This window comes from Acinetobacter sp. 24-47-66 (genome assembly GCF_056779755.1).
This window is the reverse complement of sequence record NZ_JBWYIL010000001.1, coordinates 157,017-183,767: the sequence shown is the minus strand read 5'-3', so window position 1 is coordinate 183,767 and position 26,751 is coordinate 157,017. Positions and strand designations below refer to the sequence as shown.

At 37.6% G+C, this 26,751-nt stretch carries 27 protein-coding genes and 1 tRNA gene; 14 read left to right on the top strand and 14 right to left on the bottom strand.

Annotated features, from left to right (window positions below):
* Positions 1-3: 3 nt before the first annotated feature.
* On the bottom strand, positions 4-2,136 hold the full coding sequence (locus tag AC1M84_RS00865) for an McrB family protein (protein WP_481594214.1): 2,133 nt from the start codon (positions 2,134-2,136) through the stop codon (positions 4-6).
* A gap of 175 nt (positions 2,137-2,311) precedes the next feature.
* Between AC1M84_RS00865 and AC1M84_RS00860 the strand changes: the two genes are divergently transcribed.
* On the top strand, positions 2,312-3,301 hold the full coding sequence (locus tag AC1M84_RS00860; protein WP_481594213.1) for an HNH endonuclease: 990 nt from the start codon (positions 2,312-2,314) through the stop codon (positions 3,299-3,301).
* Here AC1M84_RS00860 and AC1M84_RS00855 read toward each other — a convergent pair.
* From AC1M84_RS00855 to AC1M84_RS00835, 5 genes are all read right to left on the bottom strand, one after another.
* A complete protein-coding gene (locus tag AC1M84_RS00855) occupies positions 3,298-3,882 on the bottom strand; it encodes a class I SAM-dependent methyltransferase (RefSeq protein WP_481594212.1) in 585 nt (194 codons plus the stop codon). The two genes, AC1M84_RS00860 and AC1M84_RS00855, sit on opposite strands and share 4 nt — an antisense overlap.
* Before the next feature lie 73 nt (positions 3,883-3,955).
* The gene (locus AC1M84_RS00850; RefSeq protein WP_071321306.1) at positions 3,956-4,186 is read right to left on the bottom strand and encodes a helix-turn-helix transcriptional regulator; all 231 of its coding nucleotides are present in this window, start codon (positions 4,184-4,186) and stop codon (positions 3,956-3,958) included.
* A 79-nt stretch (positions 4,187-4,265) separates the two neighbouring features.
* Positions 4,266-5,150: a recombination directionality factor gene (locus AC1M84_RS00845; protein WP_481594211.1), complete on the bottom strand. Its 885-nt coding sequence runs from the start codon at positions 5,148-5,150 to the stop codon at positions 4,266-4,268.
* A 190-nt stretch (positions 5,151-5,340) separates the two neighbouring features.
* Complete coding sequence (locus AC1M84_RS00840) at positions 5,341-6,399, bottom strand: YqaJ viral recombinase family nuclease (protein WP_481594210.1); 1,059 nt, start codon at positions 6,397-6,399, stop codon at positions 5,341-5,343.
* Between the two features lie 188 nt (positions 6,400-6,587).
* Complete coding sequence (locus tag AC1M84_RS00835) at positions 6,588-7,622, bottom strand: DUF932 domain-containing protein (protein WP_481594209.1); 1,035 nt, start codon at positions 7,620-7,622, stop codon at positions 6,588-6,590.
* Positions 7,623-8,255: 633 nt separating this feature from the next.
* Between AC1M84_RS00835 and AC1M84_RS00830 the strand changes: the two genes are divergently transcribed.
* The 3 genes from AC1M84_RS00830 to AC1M84_RS00820 are packed head-to-tail and all read left to right on the top strand — an operon-like array spanning position 8,256 to position 10,057.
* Positions 8,256-8,609 carry a hypothetical protein gene (locus AC1M84_RS00830; protein ID WP_481594208.1) on the top strand — a complete coding sequence of 118 codons (354 nt, stop codon included), beginning with the start codon at positions 8,256-8,258 and terminating at the stop codon, positions 8,607-8,609.
* 42 nt (positions 8,610-8,651) lie between these two features.
* Positions 8,652-9,290 (top strand): DUF805 domain-containing protein, encoded by a 639-nt coding sequence (locus AC1M84_RS00825; protein WP_481594207.1) that lies wholly within the window; start codon positions 8,652-8,654, stop codon positions 9,288-9,290.
* Between the two features lie 38 nt (positions 9,291-9,328).
* A complete protein-coding gene (locus tag AC1M84_RS00820; RefSeq protein ID WP_481594206.1) occupies positions 9,329-10,057 on the top strand; it encodes a hypothetical protein in 729 nt (242 codons plus the stop codon).
* Positions 10,058-10,114: 57 nt separating this feature from the next.
* Here AC1M84_RS00820 and AC1M84_RS00815 read toward each other — a convergent pair whose 3' ends face one another.
* Both AC1M84_RS00815 and AC1M84_RS00810 read right to left on the bottom strand, forming a co-directional pair.
* Positions 10,115-10,387 carry a hypothetical protein gene (locus AC1M84_RS00815; protein ID WP_481594205.1) on the bottom strand — a complete coding sequence of 91 codons (273 nt, stop codon included), beginning with the start codon at positions 10,385-10,387 and terminating at the stop codon, positions 10,115-10,117.
* Positions 10,388-10,485: 98 nt separating this feature from the next.
* On the bottom strand, positions 10,486-11,364 hold the full coding sequence (locus tag AC1M84_RS00810; protein WP_481594204.1) for a YagK/YfjJ domain-containing protein: 879 nt from the start codon (positions 11,362-11,364) through the stop codon (positions 10,486-10,488).
* A 468-nt stretch (positions 11,365-11,832) separates the two neighbouring features.
* On the opposite strand from AC1M84_RS00810, the gene AC1M84_RS00805 reads away from it, so the two are divergent.
* Positions 11,833-12,729, top strand: a complete 897-nt coding sequence (locus AC1M84_RS00805) for a hypothetical protein (RefSeq protein ID WP_481594203.1) — start codon at positions 11,833-11,835, stop codon at positions 12,727-12,729.
* Here the strand turns inward: AC1M84_RS00805 and AC1M84_RS00800 are convergent.
* From AC1M84_RS00800 to AC1M84_RS00790, 3 genes are all read right to left on the bottom strand, one after another.
* The gene (locus AC1M84_RS00800) at positions 12,723-13,862 is read right to left on the bottom strand and encodes a tyrosine-type recombinase/integrase (protein WP_481594202.1); all 1,140 of its coding nucleotides are present in this window, start codon (positions 13,860-13,862) and stop codon (positions 12,723-12,725) included. The genes AC1M84_RS00805 and AC1M84_RS00800 overlap by 7 nt on opposite strands.
* Positions 13,863-14,097: 235 nt before the next feature.
* Entirely contained in the window at positions 14,098-15,330 is a 1,233-nt protein-coding gene (locus AC1M84_RS00795; RefSeq protein ID WP_481594346.1) for a tyrosine-type recombinase/integrase, read from the bottom strand.
* Between the two features lie 163 nt (positions 15,331-15,493).
* A tRNA-Arg gene (locus AC1M84_RS00790) sits at positions 15,494-15,569 on the bottom strand.
* A gap of 187 nt (positions 15,570-15,756) precedes the next feature.
* Here AC1M84_RS00790 and AC1M84_RS00785 point away from each other — a divergent pair.
* The 7 genes from AC1M84_RS00785 to AC1M84_RS00755 all read left to right on the top strand — a co-directional run bounded on the left by AC1M84_RS00785 (position 15,757) and on the right by AC1M84_RS00755 (position 21,721).
* On the top strand, positions 15,757-16,692 hold the full coding sequence (locus AC1M84_RS00785; protein ID WP_481594201.1) for an ABC transporter ATP-binding protein: 936 nt from the start codon (positions 15,757-15,759) through the stop codon (positions 16,690-16,692).
* Positions 16,689-17,462 carry an ABC transporter permease gene (locus AC1M84_RS00780; protein WP_035265695.1) on the top strand — a complete coding sequence of 258 codons (774 nt, stop codon included), beginning with the start codon at positions 16,689-16,691 and terminating at the stop codon, positions 17,460-17,462. The genes AC1M84_RS00785 and AC1M84_RS00780 overlap by 4 nt, the downstream gene beginning before the upstream one ends.
* Positions 17,462-18,280 (top strand): NADPH-dependent 7-cyano-7-deazaguanine reductase QueF, encoded by an 819-nt coding sequence (gene queF, locus AC1M84_RS00775; RefSeq protein ID WP_035265693.1) that lies wholly within the window; start codon positions 17,462-17,464, stop codon positions 18,278-18,280. The genes AC1M84_RS00780 and queF overlap by 1 nt, the downstream gene beginning before the upstream one ends.
* A gap of 25 nt (positions 18,281-18,305) precedes the next feature.
* On the top strand, positions 18,306-18,959 hold the full coding sequence (locus AC1M84_RS00770; RefSeq protein WP_035265692.1) for a hypothetical protein: 654 nt from the start codon (positions 18,306-18,308) through the stop codon (positions 18,957-18,959).
* 309 nt (positions 18,960-19,268) lie between these two features.
* On the top strand, positions 19,269-20,210 hold the full coding sequence (mltB, locus tag AC1M84_RS00765) for a lytic murein transglycosylase B (RefSeq protein ID WP_481594345.1): 942 nt from the start codon (positions 19,269-19,271) through the stop codon (positions 20,208-20,210).
* Between the two features lie 283 nt (positions 20,211-20,493).
* Positions 20,494-21,105 (top strand): septal ring lytic transglycosylase RlpA family protein, encoded by a 612-nt coding sequence (locus AC1M84_RS00760; RefSeq protein ID WP_035265690.1) that lies wholly within the window; start codon positions 20,494-20,496, stop codon positions 21,103-21,105.
* Between the two features lie 172 nt (positions 21,106-21,277).
* Entirely contained in the window at positions 21,278-21,721 is a 444-nt protein-coding gene (locus tag AC1M84_RS00755; protein ID WP_481594200.1) for an Mpo1 family 2-hydroxy fatty acid dioxygenase, read from the top strand.
* 66 nt (positions 21,722-21,787) lie between these two features.
* Here AC1M84_RS00755 and AC1M84_RS00750 read toward each other — a convergent pair whose 3' ends face one another.
* From AC1M84_RS00750 to rpsB, 3 genes are all read right to left on the bottom strand, one after another.
* Entirely contained in the window at positions 21,788-22,288 is a 501-nt protein-coding gene (locus AC1M84_RS00750; RefSeq protein ID WP_481594199.1) for a DUF3465 domain-containing protein, read from the bottom strand.
* 113 nt (positions 22,289-22,401) lie between these two features.
* Positions 22,402-23,277: a translation elongation factor Ts gene (tsf, locus tag AC1M84_RS00745; protein ID WP_035265686.1), complete on the bottom strand. Its 876-nt coding sequence runs from the start codon at positions 23,275-23,277 to the stop codon at positions 22,402-22,404.
* Positions 23,278-23,417: 140 nt separating this feature from the next.
* Positions 23,418-24,170 (bottom strand): 30S ribosomal protein S2, encoded by a 753-nt coding sequence (gene rpsB, locus AC1M84_RS00740; RefSeq protein WP_035265684.1) that lies wholly within the window; start codon positions 24,168-24,170, stop codon positions 23,418-23,420.
* A 209-nt stretch (positions 24,171-24,379) separates the two neighbouring features.
* On the opposite strand from rpsB, the gene map reads away from it, so the two are divergent.
* Positions 24,380-25,204 (top strand): type I methionyl aminopeptidase, encoded by an 825-nt coding sequence (gene map, locus AC1M84_RS00735; protein WP_481594198.1) that lies wholly within the window; start codon positions 24,380-24,382, stop codon positions 25,202-25,204.
* A gap of 263 nt (positions 25,205-25,467) precedes the next feature.
* Complete coding sequence (locus AC1M84_RS00730; RefSeq protein ID WP_481593124.1) at positions 25,468-26,556, top strand: OmpW/AlkL family protein; 1,089 nt, start codon at positions 25,468-25,470, stop codon at positions 26,554-26,556.
* The last annotated feature ends 195 nt before the right edge of the window (positions 26,557-26,751 follow it).

Sequence of the window (26,751 nt, the reverse complement as noted above, 5' to 3'; positions counted from 1 at the left end):
TACTTAGATGTCCTTTAATGCATTACATAAATTTGAAACTTGAGGTGTATTATCAGGCCAATAATCTAATAACAATGGCTTAACTTCTGATTCAACAACATCTTCAAGCCATTCTTGTAGATCATCAAATACTTGAGCTGGTGTAAAGAAACTATGGCCAACGCAGAATGGTTTACCTAAACGAGGATCTTCCTGAATTACTCCATTTAACTGCTCAATATTAAGGCGCAGTTTTTGGAGTTGACCTTCAGTTACTTGTTCAACATTTTCTTTAACAACTTTCATCCAGACATCATTAAAAGTTGGTTCTAATTCTTCAAAGGCAAAACGTCTACGAAAAGCTAAATCCAGCTTAGCCAATGAACGATCTGCGATATTCATCGTTCCCAATACATAAACATTTTCTGGCACATAAATTTTTTCATTTTTATCTTTCTTATAAATCAACTCTAGTGAATGCTGATGAGCCCTTTTTGAGTTTTCAATGAGCGTTAGCATTTCACCAAAAATTTGAGAAGGATTACCCCTGTTAATTTCCTCAATCAAAATAACAAATTTTTGCGCAGGGTTATGGCGTGCACGATGGATCAATTCTAGGAAGGGACCATCAACAAGGTTTAGTTCTCCTTTAGAGTTAGGTCTCCATCCCCTAATGAAATCCTCATATGACGTTGTCGGGTGGAACTGGATATGAATGAAGTTTTCTTTGTACTGCCCAACAAGATACTCTGATAATTGCTGTGCTAGCCAAGTCTTTCCAGTGCCTGTTGCACCTTGAAAAATAACATTCTTTTTTGATTCAATTCTACGAACAATTTGTTCAAGCTTTTCTTCAGACATAAAACATCGATTATCAAGAATATCTTTGAGTGATATCTTTGGTTCATCAATGATTGGAGACTCTGTCATATTCTCTTCTTCATCTAGAAAATTAGGGTCATATGCTTTAATGCTGAGTTCGGGAAAACTTTTGACCGAAGAATTATCTTTTTCAAAGATTGTTTTAAGTTTAGCGATCAATTCTAAATAATTTTTGCCATCTATCGTTTTCTTAAAACCACTGTATGGAATTTGGAGCTTTAATTCTTCTTCAATGAACTTACGCGAACTACCGTCTAAACTTAGATAATCCCATGGGCGTATCCAAAACAACGCCATCGTAATGTTCCATCCAATTCCTTTTTGTTTTAGAAGGTTGTTATAAGAATCTATAAAAACTTGGTTTGCTTGAACTGTGTCTTCACCATCAGCAAACGCAATTGACGATTCAAAGAAATCCCATAAATTTTGTATGTCATTTGGTTGCTGAAATTCTTCAAAAGAGAAGAACCAAGACTTCATGTTATTTAAGAGTGGAATACCATCAAAATCACTAGGTAGTGTTGATTCTACAGATAAGGCATGGGCCAAATCTGCAGCAATTGCTTGCCTATTTGAATCCTTCATTTGTCTATTCATCATGCCAATGACAGTAAATGGACAAATATCATTAAGCTCTTTGTTCAATAAATAGGATAAGTTATTTTTTGCTGCAATGGTCTTAACTTTTTCAACTAGAATTTTTCTATCATGCTTAAATTCTAACAACTGATTTGATAAATCAACCAAGAATGGTGCCCAAGTAATTTCTTTTTTAAGAGTATCTCCAAAACGACTCTTCCAATAAGGTTCATTTCGAAAGAAATCAAAATTTTGCTTTTGGTTATCAAAAGTAAAATCTATTAGCTGTCTAGCGTAATTAGACTCATATTTGACTTGCCATAATGTAGTCCTACTTGTATAGAAATACCATTCTTTTGGCTCTTTCAGTACAGACCAGTCGACATCAACAAAGTGACCATCATTTCGATTTGCTGTTACGGTTCCTATGGCTTTTATGGCCATAACAGAAACGAAATTACCTTTACTATCGAATGGCAAATCTTTTTTGCGAACATATGATGATTTGATGGCAATTTTATCACCAACCTTCATCAAATTAACTTTATCTGTTAACTCATTTTCATAGCCATTTTCCCAAATTCCCTGTTCAATAAAGCGATCAAACTGATCTGCATTACGTCCAAACGTTGCCCCTACAAACCAATATGTTAAAGCAGATTTATCTAATTTCTGGTGAATTTCTTCGAAAGACATTTTTTGCTACTAATTTTATAAAATTTAAGTGATTATATATTTATACGGTTCAATAATTACCTCTTTAACACTTAAGTATTACTGGACTTGACTAGTCATATAACATTAAATTTAATTCATAATGAAAACTTATACATCCGATACCAGCCTAACGAATAACTTCAGATCTATTTTTTTGATCGGTGCCAATACTGCAACATATAAGTTTGCTCTAGCAAAATCATTGCTTGAATTAAATAATCAAACTTTTGTGAGCTTAGATGACCTATCCTCTATTTTCGCCAAACATCTCATTGAACATATTCAAACTGGAAAACGTCAAATTCAAGGAAAAGGGACTGCGAAACTTTTAAATGTACTGTACCTCTACACCCAAGAGCAAATTTCAGAAGAATTGATGCTCAACGTTACAAGAACTGAGGGCTTTAAATGTGTACTTGATGCTTTCCACAATTTACCTAAAAAACAACAAGCTTCTAAATTTTTTGAAAAAACAATTCAGGATAAAAAACAAGGCATCACGCTTACCGATAATCTATTTCACCTTTTAGCAACAGAAGATTCAGAAAACTTTCATAATGAAATTGAAGGTCGCTGGAATTTAGTAGAGTCAGCTTGGAGTGAAGAGTCGCTAATCCATGTTCAGTACGATACAGCTACCGAAGATCTTTACTATCTAAAGCCCGTTTCTAATAATTCTTTCCTGCATTCACATTTACGCACCAACCTCACAGGTGTCAGAAAACCACTAAATGGTTATCAAAAAAGTAAATGCTTTTACTGTCTCAAATCGATATCAATTCAATCAGGCCAAGACACTACTTGCGATGTAGACCATGTTATTCCAATGTCCATTCAGTATGGTTCAACATATGACTTACAACTCAATGAAGTTTGGAATCTGGTCCTAGCATGTAGAGAATGTAATCGATGGGATCATGGTGGAAAAGCAGGTAATATCCCTCATCTCCAATTTCTTCTTAGATTGCATCAAAGAAATGAATACCTTATTGAAAGTAATCACCCTCTTAAAGAAAACATCATCTTAAGAACTGGAAAAAAACCTGATCAACGTTTAGATTTTTTGACAAAGCGCTTTGATTTTGCAAAAGGTATCAAGAGTACCTCTTGGATTCCCAAAGAAGTTTTTGACATATCCTTCTAGCTCAACTTTCTTAAAAGTAAGTTCAACCACTTTTCCTGTCGATCAGGTCGCTTATCTACTGTAATCCATTGCTGGATCTGTTGAACATTATCAAACTGCTCAAGTAAAGCCTCCGCTTGTTCTTCATTCAAATCTGTAAATTGCCGACCATCCTTTTCTCGATCACTATCCCCATATTTGAAAGACATATAAAGCACACCATTTGGCTTGAGCGTACTCAGCAGTTTTCCAATCACCTCTTTTAAACGAGTACGCTCACAATGCAACAACGATGCGCACGCCCAAATTCCATCATAAGTTTCATAGTCATCAACCTCATAAAAGCTCTTCCACTTAATAGGAATACCTGTAAGTAGAGATGCTTTTTTAACGAGTTCTTCGGAATAGTCTATTGCATCGACCTGATAGCCTTTATTTTTAAAAGCCAGAGTATCTCGTCCTGAGCCACAGCCAACGTCAAGAATCTTGGCACCTTCCTGCAGCTCAGCTAAAAATGGTTGGTATAAGCTTTCCATATCCACATGTATCGTGGCTTGTGTAAATTCATCCGCATATTGGTTGTAATAATCTATTGTTTTCATATTTAAGGCTTAGGCTAAAGACCGAACTCAGTCTACTAAAAAACAAAAAAATAAGGGAGCGAAAGCTCCCTTTCTATTCACGGCTTGCCAACTTACTTTCAATCCACTGATGGATCTCGTAAGCTGACCAACCGATACGGTTTTGGGTAATTTTGACTTTCTTTGGAAAAGTCGGATCGTAGTAGGGTGAATTCTCATCCATCATTTCATAGATGGTGGAACGTCCAACGCCAACTAGCTCTACGACCTGCTTGATACTAATCAGTTGGTTCATTTGGAATGTTTGTCCTACAAATGTACTCATGGTGTTTACTCCGATCTCATGATGTCGAGCAACTCGCTCATGAGATACGGCAATCCCGTAAGGTTTTACCCTGTCCGATTCAATTCAACGCAGTCACTGAGCCTTTTAAACCCTGTTGAATATTAAAAGACTCATTTTGAACAACTGACTGCTGTTGCTCCTCTGTCTGATAAAACTCCTCTACTACATCCAATCCTTCCTCTAGATCCATTTCAAACTTCGCATTGGCAAAGCCTTGTCGTGCCATCTGATCGAGTGCCTCTTGATTGAATCCTGCTTGTTTACTTTGCTGATCAATCTCACGCGCTGTGTGAATCGCAGACTGCAAATCCACTCCCTCCCTTAAAGTTAAATCCACGTAATAGACAGGCTGACGATAACTTTGAGTTGTACTCTTACCTCGTAATGTCAGTTGCAATGGTAGACACGAAAGCAAACCATTTGATGCTGCATGGTAGTAGCTCAACCGTGCAGCCAATGTCCGAATGCTGTTAAAACCTGTGGTTCTAAAAATGAATGTGCCGAATTCATCCGACTCATCTAAATTCACATGCAAACGACCATAAGGCTTGCAATGCCCGCCCTGAGCTAATGGACACAAATCAGGTGAAGGACACGGATGCTGTTCAACGCCTTGATTGGTTAAACGCTGACAGGTCTGACCATCACCCACACAGACAGGTCTCCCAGTCTGACGGTCAAACAAGGTGTACTCTGCGCGTAAGTTCAAATCAGGATCATTGAAAATCATGCGGACAGGGATTGAACGGAGTTTCTGATTCGGAGCATTCGCTCGAAGCTGTTCATCTAATGGATGCTTTATCCATCCGTCTTTATTTTGGATTTGAGAGGTAATAGTAAATTGGTCATCTTTCTCAGGTAGTCGTTTGCCATTCTTTTCCACGACTCTCCCAATACTGATACGCCCAAGTGTAGGCGGTGTAATTGCTAGACCTTTAATCATTTTAATACTCCAATTAAATCTTTAAGGCGTTGGGTTCTTATATGTAAGTTTCAACGACTGCTAGAAAGTAGACATAATTACTAAAAAGCGAGTGTTGACTGCAAAAATCGCGACCGATTTGCTCTCTACACATGTTGTAGAGAGCGGGGAGCGATTTTTGTGCATTTTTAATGAGATGAATAAGGTGGGCTTAATCGATATAGATGTTGAAGCGACGACTGCCCTGTCTTTTTAGTGGATATTGCTCAATGAGATCAGGCTGATGTTTGAGCAATGCTTTGGTATCTAAACTGACACTGTCATTGGCTTTCTTCCAAACCACCGAACCACGACTAAACGTGGCACGCTCCGCTTCCTTCATCATCATTTGGATTTGATGTTTAAGCGCATCGAAGCATTCTTGTTTATGCTGAATCTCTTCTTTCAATTTGATCAGCTTATCGAACATGAGATTAGCTGTTTCATTCTGTGATAGATCTTCAACGGTCAGCGGCACATGGATTGGATACAACTGCTGAATGGCTTTGGCTGCCGATTCACTTGCATCTACTGAAGGGGGTGTATCCTTTTCCACACATTCCCAGAAGTAACGTTCTGCATTGATGATGTGTTCAATTACAGATTCAGAACGAGTCACTTTAAAGATTTTGGTTTCATGCCCACAAAGCAATACACACACATGGGCTGCCTGTTTTCCTGTCACTGCCAATTGGTGCTGTACCTGACAAAGTACATAGAGTGGCACACCATCACGCCACAGCTTCGCCCCGTGTTCCCCTGCTGTTTTACATTCAAGAATTTGGACTTCATCACTTCCTACAACAGCGTAGTCCAAATTTGCCAACATGAAATGCTTATCAGGATCGGGGTGCTGTAAAACTGCATTGACTCGACGTACCTTATTATTGGTGTGCATGCTGTAATACTCAGCCACCAATGGTTCAAGCTGTTTGCCCCAGTACAGTGGTGCAACACCTGTGCTTTCATCTTCAACGGACTGAGTTTGTCGACCTGTTTTAATCAGCCACAGTTCTAGCATCGACATGTATGGGTTTAATCCACAGGCTGTCGCTGCATCACTACTGCCAATCCCTTGCTTACGGACTTCAAGCCAATCTTGATACGCCATATCTTTGGTATTGACCAAGCGTTTTGCAGAGTTAGCTCGCTTGGTTGTGGTTAATGGTTTTAATGCTGTTTGAACACCTGCCTGTACAGATTGATTAGAAATCGGTGCGATTTGATTCATGCTTCTATCCTTATAAATTTCAGTTTTTGTAAAAAAGAAACGCATAAAAAAGCCATACCTGACACGAGGTCAGGTATGGCGATATGTATGCTGATTCAGATTGTTGATTGTGAGTTGAAAGTAGGGAGAGTTACGTGTGTGCTGTACTCAGCGATTGTTGAGACTTGCGGGGTTACGATTACATGAGCTTAGGCTATCAAGCACAGAGCTTGTTCTAGTCCACGTTGTTTAAGACCTGCACCTGCACCAAACCATGCTGAGTCAAGACGATGATCTGTACTCATAGCTCGACGTTCATGATCAACGAATTCCGTGATCGAACACAGTAAGCCATAAGCTGTACCTTTAGCAGATGAAAGATCTGCTCCTCGTCCCTGACCATTAAACATGTCGAGTGCTTTAGTCATGGCTCTTCCATTGGGTTCAGTTTTGTTTTGCTGTGGTGGATTACTTGCCACCTGACGGTAGAACTGAATGATGTTCTCTTCAGGATCGTTCATTGACATGGTGCTATTGTTGAATACAGCATCAAAGTAAGCCTTTGCTTCCTGTTGACTGACTTTACGCTGCGAGAGCTGTTTCATTTCATACATGTGTTCATCCCATGCACGGACTGAAATACCCAATTGTTGTTTCACCTTCTCTGCATCGAACTTAGTACTGTGCGGTACTTTCACGACACCTGCACTAGCCGTTGCACCTTTCAGAGCAATCGCAAGCGTGTTGTTACACACGACTCGAATACTGGTAAATTGTGCTGTGGTTGCTAAGGTACCATCACACGCAGAAGCAAGCAGAATATAGCCATTGCTGACATCCTTCCCTTTCAATGCTGTACTTTGACCTGTACGAGCTAAAGCCCAGAACTTTTTACCGCCTTTCAGTACGCCTGCTGTTTCAAGCTCAAAGCCTGATTGTTCTGTCAGATCACGGTAGAACTCCAGAATTTCTTTAGGCTGTACTTCCTGATAACGCTGACTGACCACAGATAACGGTGCATGTGTATCTGAACGATATAACACACGTTGTTCTTCAAAGGGCATGATGATGCTTTGACCACGTTCATTTTTAGCCATGTAACTGACATTGGATGATTCGATACGCCAATCCATCCCTGCTTGTTGAGCCCAAACCTCGAGTGGCTGATTTGGACTGAGTTGATTACCTAAGCCATGCCAAGGGGTTTCGCCCACATAGGCCATTTGTTCTAATTGATGTGTCATGATTTTAACCTCTATATTTGTGCAATCTTCAGCTGCATAAAAAAAGGCCTGCTGGGGAAGCAGACCAAACTTGGACATGTAGATATTCAATCACTGTGAAATCTACAAAAGATTCATTTAGATGTTATATATCTCTATTTTTTTATAATTGATGGATACATTTGTTTAAAATTCAGCTTAAAGTTTAGCTCGGTCAAATTGACCTAAACCCTTTCAACGATTATGATTCTAGCGCTGGCCTACATTGCCAGTCGGTTTTAGCAGACCGTAGATCCAAGCAAGAAATGGCTCAGGTTATTTCTTGGGAATCCTCTCGTCTCCCTTTTTTCTTAATGGTAGGACGGAAGGGGGACACCTACGGGTGTGCTGGTTCCTTGGATCCCAGTCTGCTAACCCCTTTTCGTTCTGCCACCATTAATTAGCAGTAATGCGGTAGAACTTCTTAATTCCAAGGAGTCAACCATGACCAGTTTTTCTTATTTATATCCCTCGCCTTCATTGCAGCGAATAAATACCCAACGCTTTTGTATGGGTGTGTATTCACGCAAATCATAATAATTACATTCACCCACATTTTTTTGGTGATTACTTTTTAACTTAGCCTTCTTTTAAAGTAGGTATGAGTGTTTTGTCATGAAAAAATTTTGCTTTTTGATGCTCATCTTCGTTGGGATAAGTGCATGTCATTCAGATTCATCTTCACCTGTATCTGTACGTCTTGACCTCATGCCGAATCAATTCCATATCCCCAACAATCCCTATACCCCTGCTTATTTCAATTCCGTGATTATTCAAGCAACTAAAGATCAAGTCACTATAGAAAACATTGTCATTAATCGTGGGCAATGTCCTTTATCATCATGGAGAAAACGCATGTCCACACTGACGTTTGGGCAAAGCTATCAAAGTGTGATCGATTGCAACATTGAGCAAGTCAGAGAAGTCACCGTTAAGACCAATCAAGGTGAATTTACTTTTAATTTTTAACACGCTTTTACATCAATATTTATAAATAATGAGGACATAATAATGAAAGGTAAAATTTTAGATTTTTCAGTACAAGATCAAACAGGTCTAATTTTGGGTGATAATCAACAACGCTATACATTCGACATTCACGAATGGAAGGATTCTCTCGCTCCAGTACGTGGACTATCGGTAGATTTCGACGTCAACTCAGAACAACAAGCAACCGTCATTTATCTGGATCTCCATCAGCAACAACCGAGCCATGCATCTCAAACCCTTGGTTCCGACTCAAATAATACGCTTCAACAAGATGAATCTAGTCAGTCAAACCCATCGTTGTTGGCTAAATTTGAAAAGTCTGAAAATCATTATCGTCAAGCCATTATCGCTTGCTTTAAAAAGTTTGCTGATTTTAAAGGCCGTGCACGTCGTCGTGAGTTTTGGTATTTCGAACTCTTTTGTGTATTGCTCAGTCTTGTGCTTAGTCTGTTTAGCGATAGCTTAGCCACTTTGGCAATGCTCATCACTTTCATTCCAAATCTTGCTGTTAGTGTAAGACGTTTGCATGACATCGGTCGTTCTGGCTGGTGGATGCTCTTGGTCTTTATTCCCATCATTGGCATCTTGTGGCTTTTATTTTGGGCAACTCAAGAAGGCACTACAGGTTCAAATCAATATGGTGAATCACCTAAAAACTAAAACACGGTTCTTTATATTACTAATTCAAGGATTTAAGCATGAAAAAAAGAATTTTATTCCCTAGTTTGATCGTCTGTTTGGCATTATTCGGTTGCCAACAAAAAGATACAACGAATGATCAAGTAGACACACAGGCACAACAAAATAGTGAGCCTACACCACCATCGGGAATCAAACATTCTAAATTAGGAATAATGGCAATCGAAAGCTATGCTCAAGCTGAGCTACAAACATTGCTTGATTCTGAATTTCCCAATACTTATACCGCTTTACCTCTTCTCAATGTGCAATATCTTCGTCGAGATGATCAAGGTCTTTATCTCTATTCAAGCAGTTTAAGATTTAAAGAAAATAGTTCAGGGCAAATTCTGGGTTGTGATCAATCTGAAATATCGTGGAATATTGACACCAATGACATTGGTATCGGACTTCAAGGTAGCTGCTTTAATGCTGTAGATGATCAGACTGAATATTCAGGAGATCATTCATCACAAACTATTCCCAAAGAATCACCTATTAAAATTAGCCTTGAGCCTAATCCTGCTCATAACTTTATGTCGATTCTCAAAATTCAGTCTGTGGTGGATGAAGTAACGGTACAAGACGTTCATTTAAATCGTGGAAACTGTCCGCTTTACGCAAAAATGAATAGTCCTCGCAAAGTCACTTTTGGCAACTGGATTTTAGTGGATGCCAATTGCAATAAAAATAAAATTATTGAAGTGACGATTTCAACAGATCAAGGTGACTGGATCTTTAAGCCTTAAGAAAACCAAAGTCACGTTCACAACATGGGAGTGGTATTACTCCCATGTTTTTTTAATTTAATAAAACTTTTGTCCACAATCTTGGCAATGAAAATAAGACTGTGTCACTGCTGTAGATTGACTCCCCAATACATTATCTAACAGCCCACCTACAACAATGCCTGCAATACCTCCAACTAATGGTGAGATCGGTAAGCTTTTGGAGAGGGTCGCTCCGATTGTGGCAAATGATGCAGAGGATGAGAAAATATTCTGAGAAGGATGATTTGACGGTTGTGGCATGATACGGACAACATGCTCCGAATGGCAGTATGGACAGTTAATTTGCATAAAATATACCTCTATAAAAGAAAAAGGCTTATCAGGGATCAGCCTAAAAAGAGAAGATGTTTCTCATCTAGATGATATATATTCATAATGTTTTTTAATTAACGTTGAGACATGCCAAAGGTTCGCATCTTTTTACTGGTCTTTACTCTCAAATATTGATCTTTATCAGGTCGTGCTAAATAAGAAAGCGTTGAACGCATCTTCTTGGCTTGATAAGGAACATTACTAAAAATAACACCAACACCTAAAACATCTTGTTCTTCATATTGCTTTAAGTATCTACGATCATGGCAATTGAAATAATTACCATCACCTGGCGTAATCTCTTCCCATAATTCACCTATAGCTTTGGCAATAGGCCATGCATTGGTTCGTTTACGCTCATCAAAAACTAATGCAATATGGCAGTGGTAACCTTTCCTCTCTCCCTGCTCTATTGCCCATACAAGAAGTAATAAGTCATCTCCATAAATAGATCGATTGATTCTTCTGCGCAGTACTTCTAAATCATGATCAACCTGCTCGATATCTGGACTCATCGTATAAGCTAAATCCACACGAACCACCAATAAAGCAGAATAATCTTCTTGCAGCTCAATCAATCGAGCATCTAACTTATCTGCATTTAATCTTTCGTTATAACGGTGTTGACGCATTTCATTTAAGTGGCTAGCTCTTGCCTGTTTGAAATAGTTTTGCCATTCATTAAATGACCTTTGTTTTAACCGACTGTAAAGGGAATGTTCTGTTTCGCACATCAAATCATAATCGTACAATAAACAACAAAAGAGATCGATTAAGCGTGAATAGCTAAAATCAGGATTGTAAACTTGATGAAAATCTAAGAGGAGATCTGTAAAGTTTTCATAGAATGATCTTGGTTGTCTTCTTGACTCCATGATTGATAGAACAAACCTCTCTATTTCTATCAATAGTGATGCTTCTTTAATTCTATTTTGGTTAAGGATTACATTCATGTTCACTTACCTTTAGTTTGGGACTATAGGAAGTGACTAATTTGTATTTTTTAAAATATAAGTGAATAAGTCATTAGCTTAATGTTACTTATTAAACAAATAACCAAATAAATAACAAAGTCATTACACCAACTTTTAGATTTTTTTTATATCAGTAAAAAGGCTTTTCTATTTGACCTAGTCATGAATTTATTAAGATTCAAACATAATCAATTTCAATTTTAAAAGATCAAGTTATCCGACGTTTGAATAACTCTGCTACTAACTTTAATTTAGCCAATTCTACTATAGATGATAAAAACTATAAGATTTGATTCTAAATCATTAGCTTTAAAGTTAGTTAACTCAACATATATATAAGATAAGCTATCGTAGTAAGGATATTGAGTTCATTTTTAACTTGATATAACCCACATAAATTTATTAGTATATTCTTCTAAAATACTACGACAACTCTACAATAACATCATGCTTAATAAATTCAACAATGATAGATTAGTTCTAGATTTTTTCAAAGAATTTAAAGATGAAGACTTAATTTGGATTGCATATGACTGGTGCTATGAGCGCCTGGATATGAGAGAAAATCAGTTTTTGTCTTTTTTAAACAATCATCAGGATTTCAGATCAATATTAGACTTTATTACTCTAAGTTTAAGTAGATCCTCGCAAGAAACTTGCACTCATTTCATTAAAAAATGGCAAATGATTAGTACGTTGATGATCCCTCGGCATCAGTTAAAATTTTTATCAAATGATCATCGATTGTGCTGGTTTATTATTAATGTTTTGTGTGGAAAAAATGCAATTTTAGACATTGTGCAACCAAGTAATGTCATCATCACCAACCCTTATCTTTTAGTAGTGTTTTATATCCATACAAGTAAGATAAATGAAAGGATTACTATCGAAGAAATAACTAATTATAGAAATATAATGTATCAAACTTCAAATCCAACAAAGTTGCTGAATAAGTACGTAGACGATGAATATTTTTTTAAATGGGCTCTAGACTATACAAAAAAAAATTATCGATGGAATGTTAAACCTAGAAATTTTAATCCATCTAGCATTAGAGAGACTCGTGATTTATTTTTGATTTTTTGGGATTACTACTATTATCAAAATCCTGATAGATACATGTTAAACATTCAAAAATTAAAAAAAGCTTGGCAACAAAAACAATTTAGAGATAAGGGTGGTCTTAAAAAACCATACCATCTCCCTTTAACTAGAAAGACAAAATCACAATTAGTAGCACTAGCTGAAAAAATGAATATTTCTGAAACCAAAGTTCTAGAAAAACTAATTGAAGATGCTTACCAAAATGAAATGCTAGATGAAAAAGGAAAGGCTCTTTATTGAGCCATCCATTCTTTAACCTTATCTCCGTACCACTCCATGATCTTCACACGCTCATCCCAATACTGTGCTCGGTTATATGCAGAGCGAATACGGTTCTGTGGTACATGTGCAAGCTGGCGTTCAATGGCATCAGGATTAAATAAATTTGACTCATTGAGGACTGTGCTAAATAGTGATCTAAAGCCATGTGTTGTCATACGACCTGTATAACCTGAGCGCTTAATTACAGCCAAAATGGATTCGCTACGCATAGGCTCTTTGTTATTTAAACGATGTGGAAAGAGTAAGTCTTGATTATGTGTCAAACGTAGTCCCTGAAGTTCATCGATCATCATATCTGTTAGGGGTACACGATGGGGCAATCCATTTTTCATACGATCTGCAGGAATATCCCATTTACGCTCTTCTAGATCAAATTCTTCCCAACAAGCCTGTAATAACTCGCTCACTCGAACGCCTGTGAGCATAATTAGAATAATAGCATGATGCGTTTGCGGGTCGGCAGGGTAGGCTTTAATGCATCTAAGAAATTCAGGCATTTCATTTTCTGATAAAGAAGCTAAGTTCTTTACTTTTCTATTCTTAAGAGCATAAACCAGATCACTTGCAGGATTGTCATATCGATAACCATGGGCTATGGCATATTTCATGACCATACCGCAACGTGACAATGTACGCTTAGCCACCTCTAATGAACCTCTAGCTTCGATTTTTTTAATCACTTTCAGAATCTCTGGGGCTTGGATTTGATTAATACGTTTATTCGCTAGAGAAATGTAAAGTTCATCTAAAGACGCTCTTACATTACTAATATGTTTAGTTGACCAAGTCTCTCTTTGATTCTCAAACCAATCCTCAGCTACCTCTTTGAAGAATGGTTTAATGTCTTCGTACAAAACTGATTTTGAGTGTTTATATTTAAGCTCAAGCGCAAGTTCTCTAGCCTTCTTCAAGCATATATCAGGATAAGGGCCAAGAGACTCTGACTTACGTTCACCATTAACGGTATAACGTACATTCCAGTATTTTTGACCTGCAGTAGTCACGATTAATGACAATCCATTTTCATCTGAAAGACGATATCTTTTTTCTTTAGGTTGAGCTTTTTTACATGCTACATCGCTAAGTTTCATCTGTGTTTACCCATTATCTAGATTGAAAAATAATTGGGTTAATTTTCCCAATAATTACCCAAATAAGGCAAAAATTGGGTCACACAGCTTAGGACAGGATCGGACAAAACAGCCAATAAAAAAGCCTTTAAACATTGAGTTTAAAGGCTTTTTTACATTCAGTCGAACTTCTCTGAATTGAATTTTGGTGGAGATGGCGGAAACTGAATTCGCTTGCTACATTTAAGCTTACTGATCAGTCCACAGTCTTATACATTAACTTATCTAAATAATCAGACCATGCTTGCATCATAACCGTACGTTCTTCTAAGTATTTTGTACGGTTGTATGCTCTTCCATGCATATCACGAACCTGATGAGCAAGTTGCTGTTCAATCCGTTCGATAGGAAACTTTAATACTTCATCTAATAGAGTTCTGGCAGTCGCTCTAAAGCCATGACCTGTCGTTTCACCATTTTCAAAACCATATTGCTTTAATCGTTTGTTAATAGTTGACTCGCTAATTGTTTTAGACTGATCTCGCATCGATACAAAACAATACTCCGTATAACCTGTTATCTGGTGCAATTCTTTGAACAAGGTCATAACTTGATCTGACAAAGGAACAATATGCTGTAATGCCGTTTGATTCTTTGTCTTTGGAGGGGTGTATTTCCAAACTCGATTTTCAAAATCAATGTCTGCCCACTTCGCTCCTCTTAATTCTCCTGGACGCACAAAAACATGAGGTAATATTTTCACGGCATAATCTATCGCGATATCACCACGGCCAACACTATTATTAATATTCCTCAATAACTGTCCTAGCTTTTGCTCATCTGTGATCGCTGATCTATGCTTGGTTTTACCAACTTTTAAGATCCCACTAATTTGATCTGCCACGTTAAATTGACACAAGCCTAAAGCAATCGCATAACGGAAGACTTGGGATGCTTTGCTTCTCATGCGCTTTGCTGAATCTGTCTTACCCTGCTTTTCGTAAATACGACAAACTTCTAAAATTTGTGATGGAGTAATACTATCTATTGGATAATCCCCAATTGCAGAATACAACTTACCCCAAACAAATTGATTCCGTCGTTGAGTACTAGGCTCTAACTCCTCTGTCTCTCTAAATTCATCTGCGATTAAAGCGAAAGTATTTTGGCCTAATTTAGCTTTTTCTTCATTTTTCTTCACATCCGCTGGATCTATATTTTGGGCGAGTAATTCTCGACATTCAGTTCTTTTTGCTCGTGCCTTTAGCAACGATACCTCTGGGTATGTTCCAAAAGAAATGCTATTACGTTTTTTAGTGATAGGACGAGCATAGTCCCACCTCCAATATGAGTTACCATTCTTATCAATGATAAAAAACAATCCTTTACCATCGGCTAGTTTGATTTGAATATTGGTTGATAACTTTTTATGTGCATTTACAGCTGAACGAATCTGTGTATCTGTCAGATTTACAATTATTTTTGGCATTTTTACGGTAAGCCTTTGCAATAATTTTGAAATTACCGCAAAAATTACCGCAAAAAACTTAAATAACCTAAAACATGCTCGGACTGTATCGGACAAGATAAAGACATAAGTTGTTTATTTTTAATGATTTTCGTATTTATTCGGATGAGGTAAAACAGTGAAATGGTGCGCTCAGCGGGACTCGAACCCACGCCACAGGCTTCGGAGACCTGTACTCTATCCAGTTGAGCTATGAGCGCATTTTAGGAAGTGCGCACATCATAACAAAAAAAACTCTAAGGTAAAGCAACTATATATCTTTCCAATTTTTAGTGCTCATGCTTTATACAGCGTTTCAACATCAAAACAGAGAATTCTGATTACAGAGCTTGGTTTATTTTTCAAGATCACTCACAATATCTCAACTTTTCACCATTCGAGATATTCATGACTGATGCATTGACCTTAAGGGATTTGTCGAAGACCTATCGAAATGGTTTTCAAGCATTAAAAGGAATCAACTTAGATGTTCCAGAAGGTGAATTTTATGCACTTCTAGGCCCTAATGGTGCAGGTAAATCAACCACTATTGGCATCATCAGCTCTCTTACAAAAAAAACTGCAGGAACTGTCGAGATTTTTGGTCATAATCTCGATACACATCCTTCACAAGCTAAACAATGCTTGGGTGTAGTCCCCCAAGAATTTAACTTTGCGCAATTTGAAAAGACTTTCGATATTTTAGTCACTCAGGCAGGTTATTACGGCATTCCAAAAAAAGTTGCTGAAACTCGTGCAGAGGAGTATCTGACCAAATTAGGTTTATGGGAAAAACGTTCTACTCAAGCACGTATGCTATCTGGGGGAATGAAACGCCGCCTTATGATTGCCCGGGCAATGATGCATGATCCGAAACTGTTAATTCTCGATGAACCGACTGCTGGTGTTGATATTGAACTACGTCGCTCGATGTGGGACTTCTTAACAGAAATGAATCAGAAAGGTACATCTATCATTCTCACAACACATTATTTAGAAGAAGCAGAAGTACTGTGTCGCAAAATTGCAATTATTGATCGTGGCGTCATTAAAGAAGACACCACCATGAAGAACTTCTTAAATCAATTAAATGAAGAATCTTTCATTTTTGATTTGGCTGAACCTATAGAACCGATACAACTTGACATTATTGGTGTGAAATTTAATTTGGTTGATCCAGTGACCTTAGAAATTACGCTTGATAAAGCACATAGCATGAATGATCTTTTCCAACTTCTAGCATCACAGAACATTCAAGTTCGAAGTATGCGTAATAAATCAAATCGTTTAGAAGAGTTATTCGTCAAAATGGTCGAAAAGAATCTTGATGGAGCTGCGCAATGAATTTTAACCAACTCGCTGTAGCTTTATATACGATTATCCATAAGGAAATTCGTAGATTTATGCGCATCTGGCCACAAACATTGTTACCACCAGCAATTACCATGTCACTGTATTTTGTGATTTTTGGAAATCTAGTCGGTTCAAGAATTGGGGAAATGGGTGGCTTTACCTACATGCAGTTCATTGTACCTGGTCTAATTATGATGGCTGTCATTACTAATAGTTATGCCAACGTTTCATCAAGCTTTTTTAGTTCTAAATTTCAAAAAAGTATTGAAGAATTGATCATGAGTCCAGTGCCTTTACATGCCGTACTTTGGGGTTATGTGCTCGGTGGTGTTGCTCGAGGCTTATTGGTTGCTATCATTGTGACTGCGATGAGTTTATTTTTTACTGACTTATATATTACCAACTGGTTCGTAACAATTTATACCGTCCTGATTACATCATTACTGTTTGCATTAGGTGGATTTATCAATGCGGTCTATGCAAAGTCATTTGATGATATTTCGATTATTCCCACTTTTGTTTTAACACCGTTGACCTATTTAGGTGGGGTGTTCTATGCAATTTCTGCATTAAGCCCATTTTGGCAAAATCTATCTTTAATTAACCCTGTCGTATATATGGTCAATGCATTCCGTTATGGGATCCTTGGTCATAGCGATGTAAATGTATCTATCTCTTTATTAGTAATCACAGCGTGTTGCGCCGCGCTATATGCGGTCGCTTATCACTTACTCTCCCGTGGTTCAGGAATGCGTGAATAATGAGCGTTGAACAATCTCTTTTAGGCAAAGACACCAACTATCCAACTGAATATCAACCTGAGGTGCTATTTCCAATTGCTCGCGCAGAAGCACGAGCGAAGTACGCACATGTAGACGGTATTCAACAAGGAATAGATTGGTGGCATATTTTTGAAATTTCTTGGTTGAATCTGTCAGGGATTCCTCAAGTTGCGATTGGTCGAATGCATCTACCTGCTTCATCACCTTATCTCATCGAGTCAAAATCTCTTAAGCTATATTTCAATAGTCTGAATTTTGCTCAATTTGAATCTCAAAATCAGTTTATTGAGACAGTCGAGCGTGATCTATCTAAAGCTGCTAATGCAGAAGTCAGACTTGAATTATTCGATGTTGATCAGTTGAATATTGCCCAGCCTGAAGGAATATGCATCGACCATTATGAGCCTGAACGTCTTGAAAACCACCCTAATGCGAGCTTACTTAAACTCGATGCAGCGTCTTCCGAAGAAATCGTTGAAATTCAATTATATTCGCATTTATTAAGAAGTAACTGCCCCGTCACAGGACAGCCTGATTGGGGCACAGTTTTTTTAAGATATCGTGGCAAAAAACCTTGTTATCGTTCAATTTTAGCTTATATTATCTCCTATCGTCAGCATAATGGCTTTCACGAACAATGCGTTGAACAAATCTACGCAGACATTTGGGAAAACTTTAATCCTGAAAAGTTGATGGTATATGCGACTTATACACGCCGTGGTGGTTTAGACATTAACCCTTGTCGTGTATCGGACTTTGCATGGATGCCAAGCCCAATTCGATTGGCGCGACAATAAATTGAAGAATAGTTGAGGTTATACGATGTCATATTTTGGTTTTATTCCATCTGAATCTTTGTTAAAGAATATTCAAACTGGAATTGAGAAAAAAAATTCAAATGAACCACTTTACCCTTTGCGTGATCAAACTGCACTCGCTATTAATGATGAAATTATCGATGCAATTTTAGTTGAACTTGTACGTCGTTTCCCTGCAAGTGACAAAAGAGAAACAGCTGAAAAACTTGCTGGTTATATTAAATCAACAGTATCGGTACTACTTAAACAGTTATTGGGTAAAGCACCAAATGACGTCGTGAGACAATCGATTGAATTCTCTGAAAAAAGTTTATTCAAAGATCCAGAAGGTAATTATCGTGTCGGTGCTCCATTACCCGCTGATTTAGTAACAAACTTAAAAAATAGCTTTGCAGAAGTACGTGCAGGCAATGATGTCAATCGTGCAGTTCTGTCTGAACAATACAAACAATTCGGTGAAGCTGCAGTTCGTCACTTTATGAATGATTTTAATAAGACCCTAGATTTGGGTATGATTAAACGTAAGGCGTCTGATATCGCTTCTTCAGCGGTTATCAAAGCTGTTCATATTGCGATCGATAAGCTCATTCCTAACTTCACTAAAGAAGAATTGTTGGCTGCAGCTGAATATCATGACACGCTATTTATTCAGGAATAAATCAGATTAATCAAAAACCTAGCTAAAGCTAGGTTTTTTTATGTTTTAAAGATGGTTCAACAATATTGAATAAATAAAAGACATAATTCATCCATTTTTACACTTTTTATGTAGGTTTTTGTGAATCCATCACGACCTAATGTTATCTTAATAAACATTGCGATTAATCAAATGATGCTGAACTTTTAATCCTTATCAACACTTATACCTTTGCATCTATCACCGATAATAATTGGATCTGCTGCTGTTATGTTATTTGAAAATTTTAATGTTAAATTACAACGTATTGGTTTAGCAATCAGTGCGTTTATGATCACAAGTTTTGTTCAAGCCAATGACTTCGCTCAACACCCTCAATATCAAAATTTTAAATTAAAAACGATGCAGACCTATGGTTTGAGTGCTGATCAGGTTGACTGGGCCATGAATGGGTCAAAAAACCTACCAAATATTATCAATATTATGAATCGCCCAGGAGAAAGTAAGCCTTGGTACGAATATAAAAAGAATTTTTTAGCAGAAAGTACAATTCAACGTGGTGTGCGTTTTAAAAATCAATATGCAGACACTTTAAATCGAGCAGAACAGCAGTTCGGTGTTCCTCAGTCCATCATTCTTGGTATTCTCGGCGTAGAGACTGGTTTTGGGGCAAATAAAGGCTCATTCATCACACGTGATGCCCTAGCCACATTAGGGTTTGGATATGAACGACGTGCACAATACTTTCAAGACGAATTAAGCGCTTTGATTGCATGGTCTTATAAGGACGGCATTCCAGCTAATTCAGTCGTTGGCTCTTATGCTGGTGCTGTGGGCTATCCTCAATTTATGCCAAGTAATATTCCGAAATTTGGTGTGGATTATGACGGTAATGGTCATATCGATCTCAGAAACTCTGCTGTAGATGCAATTGGTTCAATTGCAAATTATCTTGCTCAACATGGTTGGCAACGAGATCAACCGATTGCTTTTGCCGCACGCTACCAAGGAAATAATGCGGATGCCATCATAGTCAAAGACTTAACACAACCTACCCCATATGGTGCATTAAAAGTTCAAGGCATTAGCCCACTCAATCCTATTGTTAAAATAGATGACTTAGACATGGTCAATGTGATTCAACTACAAGAAAATTATGGACCAGCTTATTACCTTACATATCCTAATTTTCAAGTCATTACGACCTATAACCGTAGTCGAATGTATGCAACTGCACTGTGGCTTTTAGGGACTGAAATCGCGAGCAGATAAATATAAATCTACTTGTTTTCACAAAAGTCAATAAATATTTTTGTGATTAAGTTCACTATTTGCACATTTTACATATTTTGTTACATTATTGATTAATTATTAATCATATTTTGTGATAATTTGTCGTTTTTGTAACTAAAGTGAAAATAAAGCTAGACACTTTTGTATCAGGATGAATATCATCCACTACCGTTAAATGCAGTTGCACAAGTAAATTTACAGACCATTTAGGTTAATTATCAGTAACTTAGATAATTAACTTAGGGTTCCAAGGAGTTAAACGATGCATGCTTCGCTGAAAATGTTATCAATATTAGGTATTAGTTTGGCTTTGTCTCAAACTCATGCCGAGCTGGTTCAATCATCTTATCTAAATAATGATGTTGACCAATCAAGTCTTGCTTCACGCGTGATTAGCAAAGACTCTACGAGTTTCAATTCGCACTTCTCGAATTTAAACAGTTTAGCAATTACTGAAAGTTCAGGTGATAAAATTCGTCGCGAAACAATCGCAGCGAAAATTCAAGTACCTGTTGAAGAGCCTTCAGTGATTGATAAACTTAATAATGTTGCTTCAAACACTGTTCGTCGTTTTAGTCAAACAGGCGTTGCTTCTTGGTACGGTCGTCAATTTCACGGTCGTAAAACCGCAAGTGGCGAAACATTTGATATGAATGCACTTACTGCAGCGCATCGTAGCCTACCGCTTAATTGCTATATTCGTGTAACGAATAAATCTAATGGTAAAAGCGTCGTTGTTAAAGTAAATGATCGCGGCCCATTTCATGGTAATCGTGTTGTAGATTTATCTTACGGTGCTGCGAAATCTCTTGGTATTACCAATGCTGGTACTGCGCGTGTAAGCATCGAACGTGTGGATGGTCCAAATTCTTAGGTTCTCATGATTCAGCGAAGCATTTAACGAAAAGCCACTCATCGAGTGGCTTTATTATTTTTAATTTTTTTTGATGTGACCAATATACAAAAAAGAATCTTGATTTATCATCTTATGTCATACTGTCGTTTATAGAATAAATAAAATTCAAATAATCAGTGAAGGAAATAGGATGAAGACAATTACAGAATGGTTAGATGAATATAGTGATAGCCATCAAAACCCAACCAATAAAACATTACACTGGATTTGCGTACCCACGATTCTATTCTCGATCATTGGCATACTCGCTCATTTCAGCGCATTACTGACTACCCTTTTACTGGTGTTAACACTCATCTTTTATGCAAGATTAGATCTTGTACTCGCGGTTGCACTGGCAGCGTTATTATTGGTCATGTCTTGGCTTATTATTATTCTTCCATTCGGGAAAGGATTCTATATTGCTCTGTTCGTTTTGGCTTGGATAGGTCAATTTTACGGGCACAAAATTGAAGGGAAAAAGCCTTCTTTCTTTAAAGACCTCCAATTCCTTCTGATTGGCCCTCTATGGTGTATGGATGCTTACCTAGATAAGATACTACCTAATTGGAAATCACGCCAAATCAGCGCTTAAATTAGCAAATACGGCACTGGTTAAATTAGAATTTAATTTAGCCCGTTTTTACATTGATTAACTAATTCATTGATAACTTCGACCTTGATGCTTTAACCAACCATCAATATGCCGTTTATTAGGGTCATGGTGAGTCCAATGAATTACACCACCCTTGTCAGTATATTCATATTCACCATAGAACTCGACGATATCCCCTTTTTGAATATTCTCAACACGTGGTGCCAAGTCTATATTATGAGCTACCAAAACCGTCTGACCATGATTAAGTTTTAAAATAAATTTCTGATGTCTAGATCCTTCATTATCATCTTTTAATATTGCAACAACTTCTCCAGAAGCCCTAACTTGCACATCACTGATCTTTTTTTGAAAAAGTGTCGCTATTTTTGCGGCATCATCATTATCCGCAGAGGATAGTTCTCGTTGGTTAGCATCATTATAGTGAGTACTTTCATCTGTAGGATTTAGTACGTGCTCATTACTCTGTTTTAAATCGATACCTAAATATGCTGCGATCACAACCACAATTAACGCAACAATACTCATTTTTGATTTCTGAGACATATTGATCTCTAAGTTATATTTTTATTTCATCCTAAAGTTTATATCATTTAGACCCATCAAAAAAAAGAAAAAGCCCTTAAAGGGCTTTTTCTTTTTCAAAATAATTGAATCAATTATTTTGCAGCAGCTTGAGCAGCAGCAACTTCTTCAGCGAAAGAAAGTTCAGCTTTTTTCTCAATACCTTCACCCACTTCGAAACGTACGAATTGAGCAACAGTTGTACCTGTAGATTTAAGAACATCAGCAACTTTCTTGTCGTTGTCGATAACGTACATTTGACGCTCAAGAACAACTTCATTTAAGTATTTTTCAACTGAACCAGTTACCATTTTTTCAACGATATTCGCTGGTTTACCAGATTCAATTGCTTTTGCTTCAGCAATTTCTTTCTCTTTAGCGATTAACTCAGCAGAAACACCTTCAGCATTTACAGCAACTGGGTTGAACGCAGCAACGTGCATTGCGATACCTTTACCAGTAGCAGCATCACCAGCAAATGAAACTACAACACCGATTTTTAAACCGTGTTTGTAAACTGCAAGGTTTTCACCTTCAACGATTTGAGCACGACGAACTTGAATGTTTTCACCGATTTTTTGAACAAGCGCAATACGAGCTTCTTCTACAGTTGCACCATCTTCAAGTTTCAATTCAGCAATTTGAGCAGCATCAGTTACATTCGCAGCAAGCGCAGCAGCAGCAACTTTCGCAGAGAAACCAGCAAAGTTTTCGTCTTTAGCAACGAAGTCAGTTTGACAGTTTACTTCTAAAAGAATTGCTTTATTGCCTTCTTGAGCAATTGTAATCGCGCCATCAGCAGCAATGTTACCTGCTTTTTTAGCAGCTTTTGCTTGACCAGATTTACGAAGGTTGTCGATCGCTAACTCGATATCGCCACCAGCTTCTGTCAACGCTTTTTTACATTCCATCATTGCTAGACCAGTACGATCACGCAACTCTTTAACCATGCTTGCAGTAATAGCAGTCATGTTATTCTCCTAAATTCGGTCGAGATATGTATCTGTTAACAAAAACGGCCCAAATTAATCATCTGGGCCGTTTTGCTTGATTGATGCTTAAGATGCCACGATTACGTGTCGCAAAAATGACAAATCCGCATCAAATCGCATTAAGCCTCAGGAGCTTCTTTAGCAGCTTCTTCGCCTTTAGCTTGCGCATTAGCTTGAGTTTGAGCGTATTCTTTACCAGCAATAATCGCATCAGCCATCGCAGTAGCGTAAAGAGTTACAGCGCGGATCGCATCATCGTTACCAGGAATAACGAAATCAACGTTATCTGGGTTAGAGTTAGTATCAACGATACCGATTACTGGAATACCAAGGTTCTTAGCTTCTTTGATTGCAATCGCTTCGTGGTCAACGTCGATGATGAACAATGCGTCAGGTAAACCACCCATGTTCTTAACACCGCCAAGAGCACGTTCAAGTTTTTCCATTTCACGAGTACGCTCTAAAGCTTCACGTTTAGTAAGCTTAGCGAAAGTACCGTCAGTAGACTGAGTTTGAAGATCTTTAAGACGGTTGATTGATTGACGAAGAGTTTTCCAGTTCGTCAACATACCACCTAACCAACGGTGATCTACATATGGTTGACCAGCACGTTGAGCTTGTTCACGGATGATGTTAGAAGCAGCACGTTTAGTACCAACGAACAATACTTTGTTCTTTTTGCTTGCTAGATTGTTAACAAAGTTCAATGCATCATTTAACGCAGGAACAGTGTGCTCAAGGTTGATGATGTGAATTTTGTTACGCGCACCAAAAATGTATTGACGCATTTTTGGGTTCCAGAAGCGAGTTTGGTGACCGAAGTGCGCACCAGCTTGAAGAAGGTCGCGCATGCTTACGTTGTAATCTGCCATTTTCTTTACCTTAAAAGTTTGGGTTAGGCCTCCATATGTCCGCATTCTCCACCCTTACGGGCACCCAGAGTAATGTGTCGACATATGTGCGGATTTTATTAACCAACATATCATCCGATTAAGTGAATCTATTCACGAAAAGCATTTGATAAATTGGGCGGCTATTTATACCATAGTCACACACAAATTTCCAAAAGTTTTTAAAGATCATGAACAGTACTTATGAAGCACCACGTCGTTTAATTAAATCTGCTGAAGATATCGAAAAGATGCGTGTGGCGGGACGACTAGCGGCAGAAGTTTTGGATATGATCAAACCGCATATCAAGCCTGGTGTGAGTACACTAGAATTGGATACGATTTGTCATGATTATATTGTGCATAAACAAGATGCCATTCCTGCTTGCCTAGGCTATGGTGCTGCGCCTGGTCGTCCTGCATTCCAGCATACGATTTGCACATCAGTAAACCATGTGGTTTGCCACGGTATTCCCTCTGAAAACAAAATCTTAAAGAAAGGTGACATCTTGAATATTGATGTCACAGTGATTAAAGATGGATTTCATGGTGATACCAACATGATGTACATCGTGGGTGGCGAGACTTCTATTCTTGCAGATCGCTTATGCAAAGTTGCACAAGAAGCAATGTATCGTGGTATTGCTACGGTAAAACCTGGTTCGACGATCGGTGATATTGGTCATGCGATTCAAAAATATGTTGAGTCAGAGCGTTTCAGTGTCGTTCGTGAATATTGTGGTCATGGTATTGGCACTGTTTTCCATGATGAACCTCAAGTGCTTCATTACGGTCAACCAAATTCAGGCATGGTTTTAGAAGAAGGTATGACATTTACAATTGAACCAATGGTCAATGCTGGTGTATGGCAAACTAAACTTCTTGGTGATAAATGGACAGTTGTAACGAAAGATCATAAATTATCTGCGCAATATGAACATACTGTTTTAGTCACTAAAACAGGTGTCGAGGTATTAACTGCTCGCCCTGAAGAGGATTTATCCCGATTTCAATAATTTTAGTTAATTAATAAAGTTAAAAAAGTCAGACCAATTTAAATTGATCTGACTTTTTATTTTGCTAAGTCACTCAATAAGAAATAAATTCACAAACAAACCTAACAAATGTTGGATTTTTAAGATTTAAATTCATGATTTTTAAAATTTTTTTATCACAAAAATGAGTAAAAATGCTTTTCAAACTGATTCATTTTATGTTTATATAACGCTTAAAGAATGTAAAACAACAACTAGCAACAAAATCGGACAGGGAGTCCAAAATGACGAAAAAAGCATTCTGGTGCATGGTCGTACCTATTGTTTTTGCATCTACAACCATTTATGCAGAATCATCATTTTTTAATCTGGATGAAACTGAAGGGTTTAAACGATATTCAATTTCAGTCGGACCATTACATGTTATGCCTCAAGGTAAAGCCAAGGCACCTAAAATTCGTACAGCAGTAAAAAATGGTGAAGTTGCAAAAAATGGTGATATTACACTTTCTACAGTTTTTGAGAACTTAGATCCTGATAAACAAAAAGAAAATCAAAGTATGCAAGCGCTTTTGAAGATCGTTGATGCTTTTAGTGATACTTATCCAGCCAGTCAAAGTGGAACTTCAACTGTAAGCGGCATTGAAAGTTGGAGTATGGATGGTTCTGGAATGACTGCAGATGATGTCACAACACTTGGCATCATGATCAATTACCATTTCAACGATAAGATCTCATTCGAGAGTAAAGCTGGGTTCCCCCCAAAAGTAGATATTCAAGGTAAAGGTAAGATTACAGCACCATTCACAGCCGAAGCAAATTCAACACTTTTAGGTATACCTTTACCAACAATCTATCTTAAGAATGATCTGCCAATTACAGATCTTGAAAGTCATGGAAATTCTATTGCGACAGCACGTGCATGGACTCCAATGTGGGAATTGCAGTACCATTTTGGACAGACTGGGATCAATAAATTTAGACCCTATGTTGGGCTTGGACTTATGGTCGCATACTTTAATGAATTAGAATTGAATCCAAGCCTTGAAAAAGACCTAATTGATTCAGGTCACATGATTGCCAATATGAAAAATGGACGCGGTGGCGATGCATTAATTAAAGGTAAAAAAAGTACAGCAAATCCCAAGGTTAAACTTGAGTCCGAATTGAGTTTTGCGCCAATAGCCACGCTTGGGTTTACTTACGACTTCAATCAGAACTGGTTTGCAGTTGCATCTATTAGTTATGCACATCTAACAGGTAAAACCACAATTGAAGTCAACGATGATAAACTCGGAACATTATTTTCATCGGAAGTTGATTTAGAAGTAAATCCTATCATTGGTTATGCTGGTGTAGGCTATCGCTTCTAAAACACTTGAGGCATATTGAAGCCACACCACAATATGCCCAACCCATCACAAATAAATAAAAAATAAGACAATTAGAACACACTTTAAAATCCAACTTATATCATATTTTTCAATAATTTAAAAATTGTAAATTAGGATAATAAATTTGATTTCAAGTGAACAAACTGCTTTGCATTTAGATGATTTAATGAATAT

Coding starts and splice junctions, on each gene's coding strand:
- AC1M84_RS00805 (WP_481594203.1), top strand. CDS start 11,833: ATGCTTAATAAATTCAACAATGATAGATTAGTTCTAGATTTTTTCAAA.
- AC1M84_RS00795 (WP_481594346.1), bottom strand. CDS start 15,330: ATGCCAAAAATAATTGTAAATCTGACAGATACACAGATTCGTTCAGCT.
- AC1M84_RS00840 (WP_481594210.1), bottom strand. CDS start 6,399: ATGAATCAAATCGCACCGATTTCTAATCAATCTGTACAGGCAGGTGTT.
- tsf (WP_035265686.1), bottom strand. CDS start 23,277: ATGACTGCTATTACTGCAAGCATGGTTAAAGAGTTGCGTGATCGTACT.
- rpsB (WP_035265684.1), bottom strand. CDS start 24,170: ATGGCAGATTACAACGTAAGCATGCGCGACCTTCTTCAAGCTGGTGCG.
- AC1M84_RS00820 (WP_481594206.1), top strand. CDS start 9,329: ATGAAAAAAAGAATTTTATTCCCTAGTTTGATCGTCTGTTTGGCATTA.
- AC1M84_RS00850 (WP_071321306.1), bottom strand. CDS start 4,186: ATGAGTACATTTGTAGGACAAACATTCCAAATGAACCAACTGATTAGT.
- AC1M84_RS00780 (WP_035265695.1), top strand. CDS start 16,689: ATGAATTTTAACCAACTCGCTGTAGCTTTATATACGATTATCCATAAG.
- AC1M84_RS00750 (WP_481594199.1), bottom strand. CDS start 22,288: ATGTCTCAGAAATCAAAAATGAGTATTGTTGCGTTAATTGTGGTTGTG.
- AC1M84_RS00830 (WP_481594208.1), top strand. CDS start 8,256: ATGAAAAAATTTTGCTTTTTGATGCTCATCTTCGTTGGGATAAGTGCA.
- AC1M84_RS00800 (WP_481594202.1), bottom strand. CDS start 13,862: ATGAAACTTAGCGATGTAGCATGTAAAAAAGCTCAACCTAAAGAAAAA.
- AC1M84_RS00810 (WP_481594204.1), bottom strand. CDS start 11,364: ATGAATGTAATCCTTAACCAAAATAGAATTAAAGAAGCATCACTATTG.
- AC1M84_RS00855 (WP_481594212.1), bottom strand. CDS start 3,882: ATGAAAACAATAGATTATTACAACCAATATGCGGATGAATTTACACAA.
- map (WP_481594198.1), top strand. CDS start 24,380: ATGAACAGTACTTATGAAGCACCACGTCGTTTAATTAAATCTGCTGAA.
- AC1M84_RS00785 (WP_481594201.1), top strand. CDS start 15,757: ATGACTGATGCATTGACCTTAAGGGATTTGTCGAAGACCTATCGAAAT.
- AC1M84_RS00845 (WP_481594211.1), bottom strand. CDS start 5,150: ATGATTAAAGGTCTAGCAATTACACCGCCTACACTTGGGCGTATCAGT.
- AC1M84_RS00770 (WP_035265692.1), top strand. CDS start 18,306: ATGTCATATTTTGGTTTTATTCCATCTGAATCTTTGTTAAAGAATATT.
- AC1M84_RS00730 (WP_481593124.1), top strand. CDS start 25,468: ATGACGAAAAAAGCATTCTGGTGCATGGTCGTACCTATTGTTTTTGCA.
- queF (WP_035265693.1), top strand. CDS start 17,462: ATGAGCGTTGAACAATCTCTTTTAGGCAAAGACACCAACTATCCAACT.
- AC1M84_RS00755 (WP_481594200.1), top strand. CDS start 21,278: ATGAAGACAATTACAGAATGGTTAGATGAATATAGTGATAGCCATCAA.
- AC1M84_RS00835 (WP_481594209.1), bottom strand. CDS start 7,622: ATGACACATCAATTAGAACAAATGGCCTATGTGGGCGAAACCCCTTGG.
- AC1M84_RS00760 (WP_035265690.1), top strand. CDS start 20,494: ATGCATGCTTCGCTGAAAATGTTATCAATATTAGGTATTAGTTTGGCT.
- AC1M84_RS00825 (WP_481594207.1), top strand. CDS start 8,652: ATGAAAGGTAAAATTTTAGATTTTTCAGTACAAGATCAAACAGGTCTA.
- mltB (WP_481594345.1), top strand. CDS start 19,269: ATGATCACAAGTTTTGTTCAAGCCAATGACTTCGCTCAACACCCTCAA.
- AC1M84_RS00815 (WP_481594205.1), bottom strand. CDS start 10,387: ATGCAAATTAACTGTCCATACTGCCATTCGGAGCATGTTGTCCGTATC.
- AC1M84_RS00865 (WP_481594214.1), bottom strand. CDS start 2,136: ATGTCTTTCGAAGAAATTCACCAGAAATTAGATAAATCTGCTTTAACA.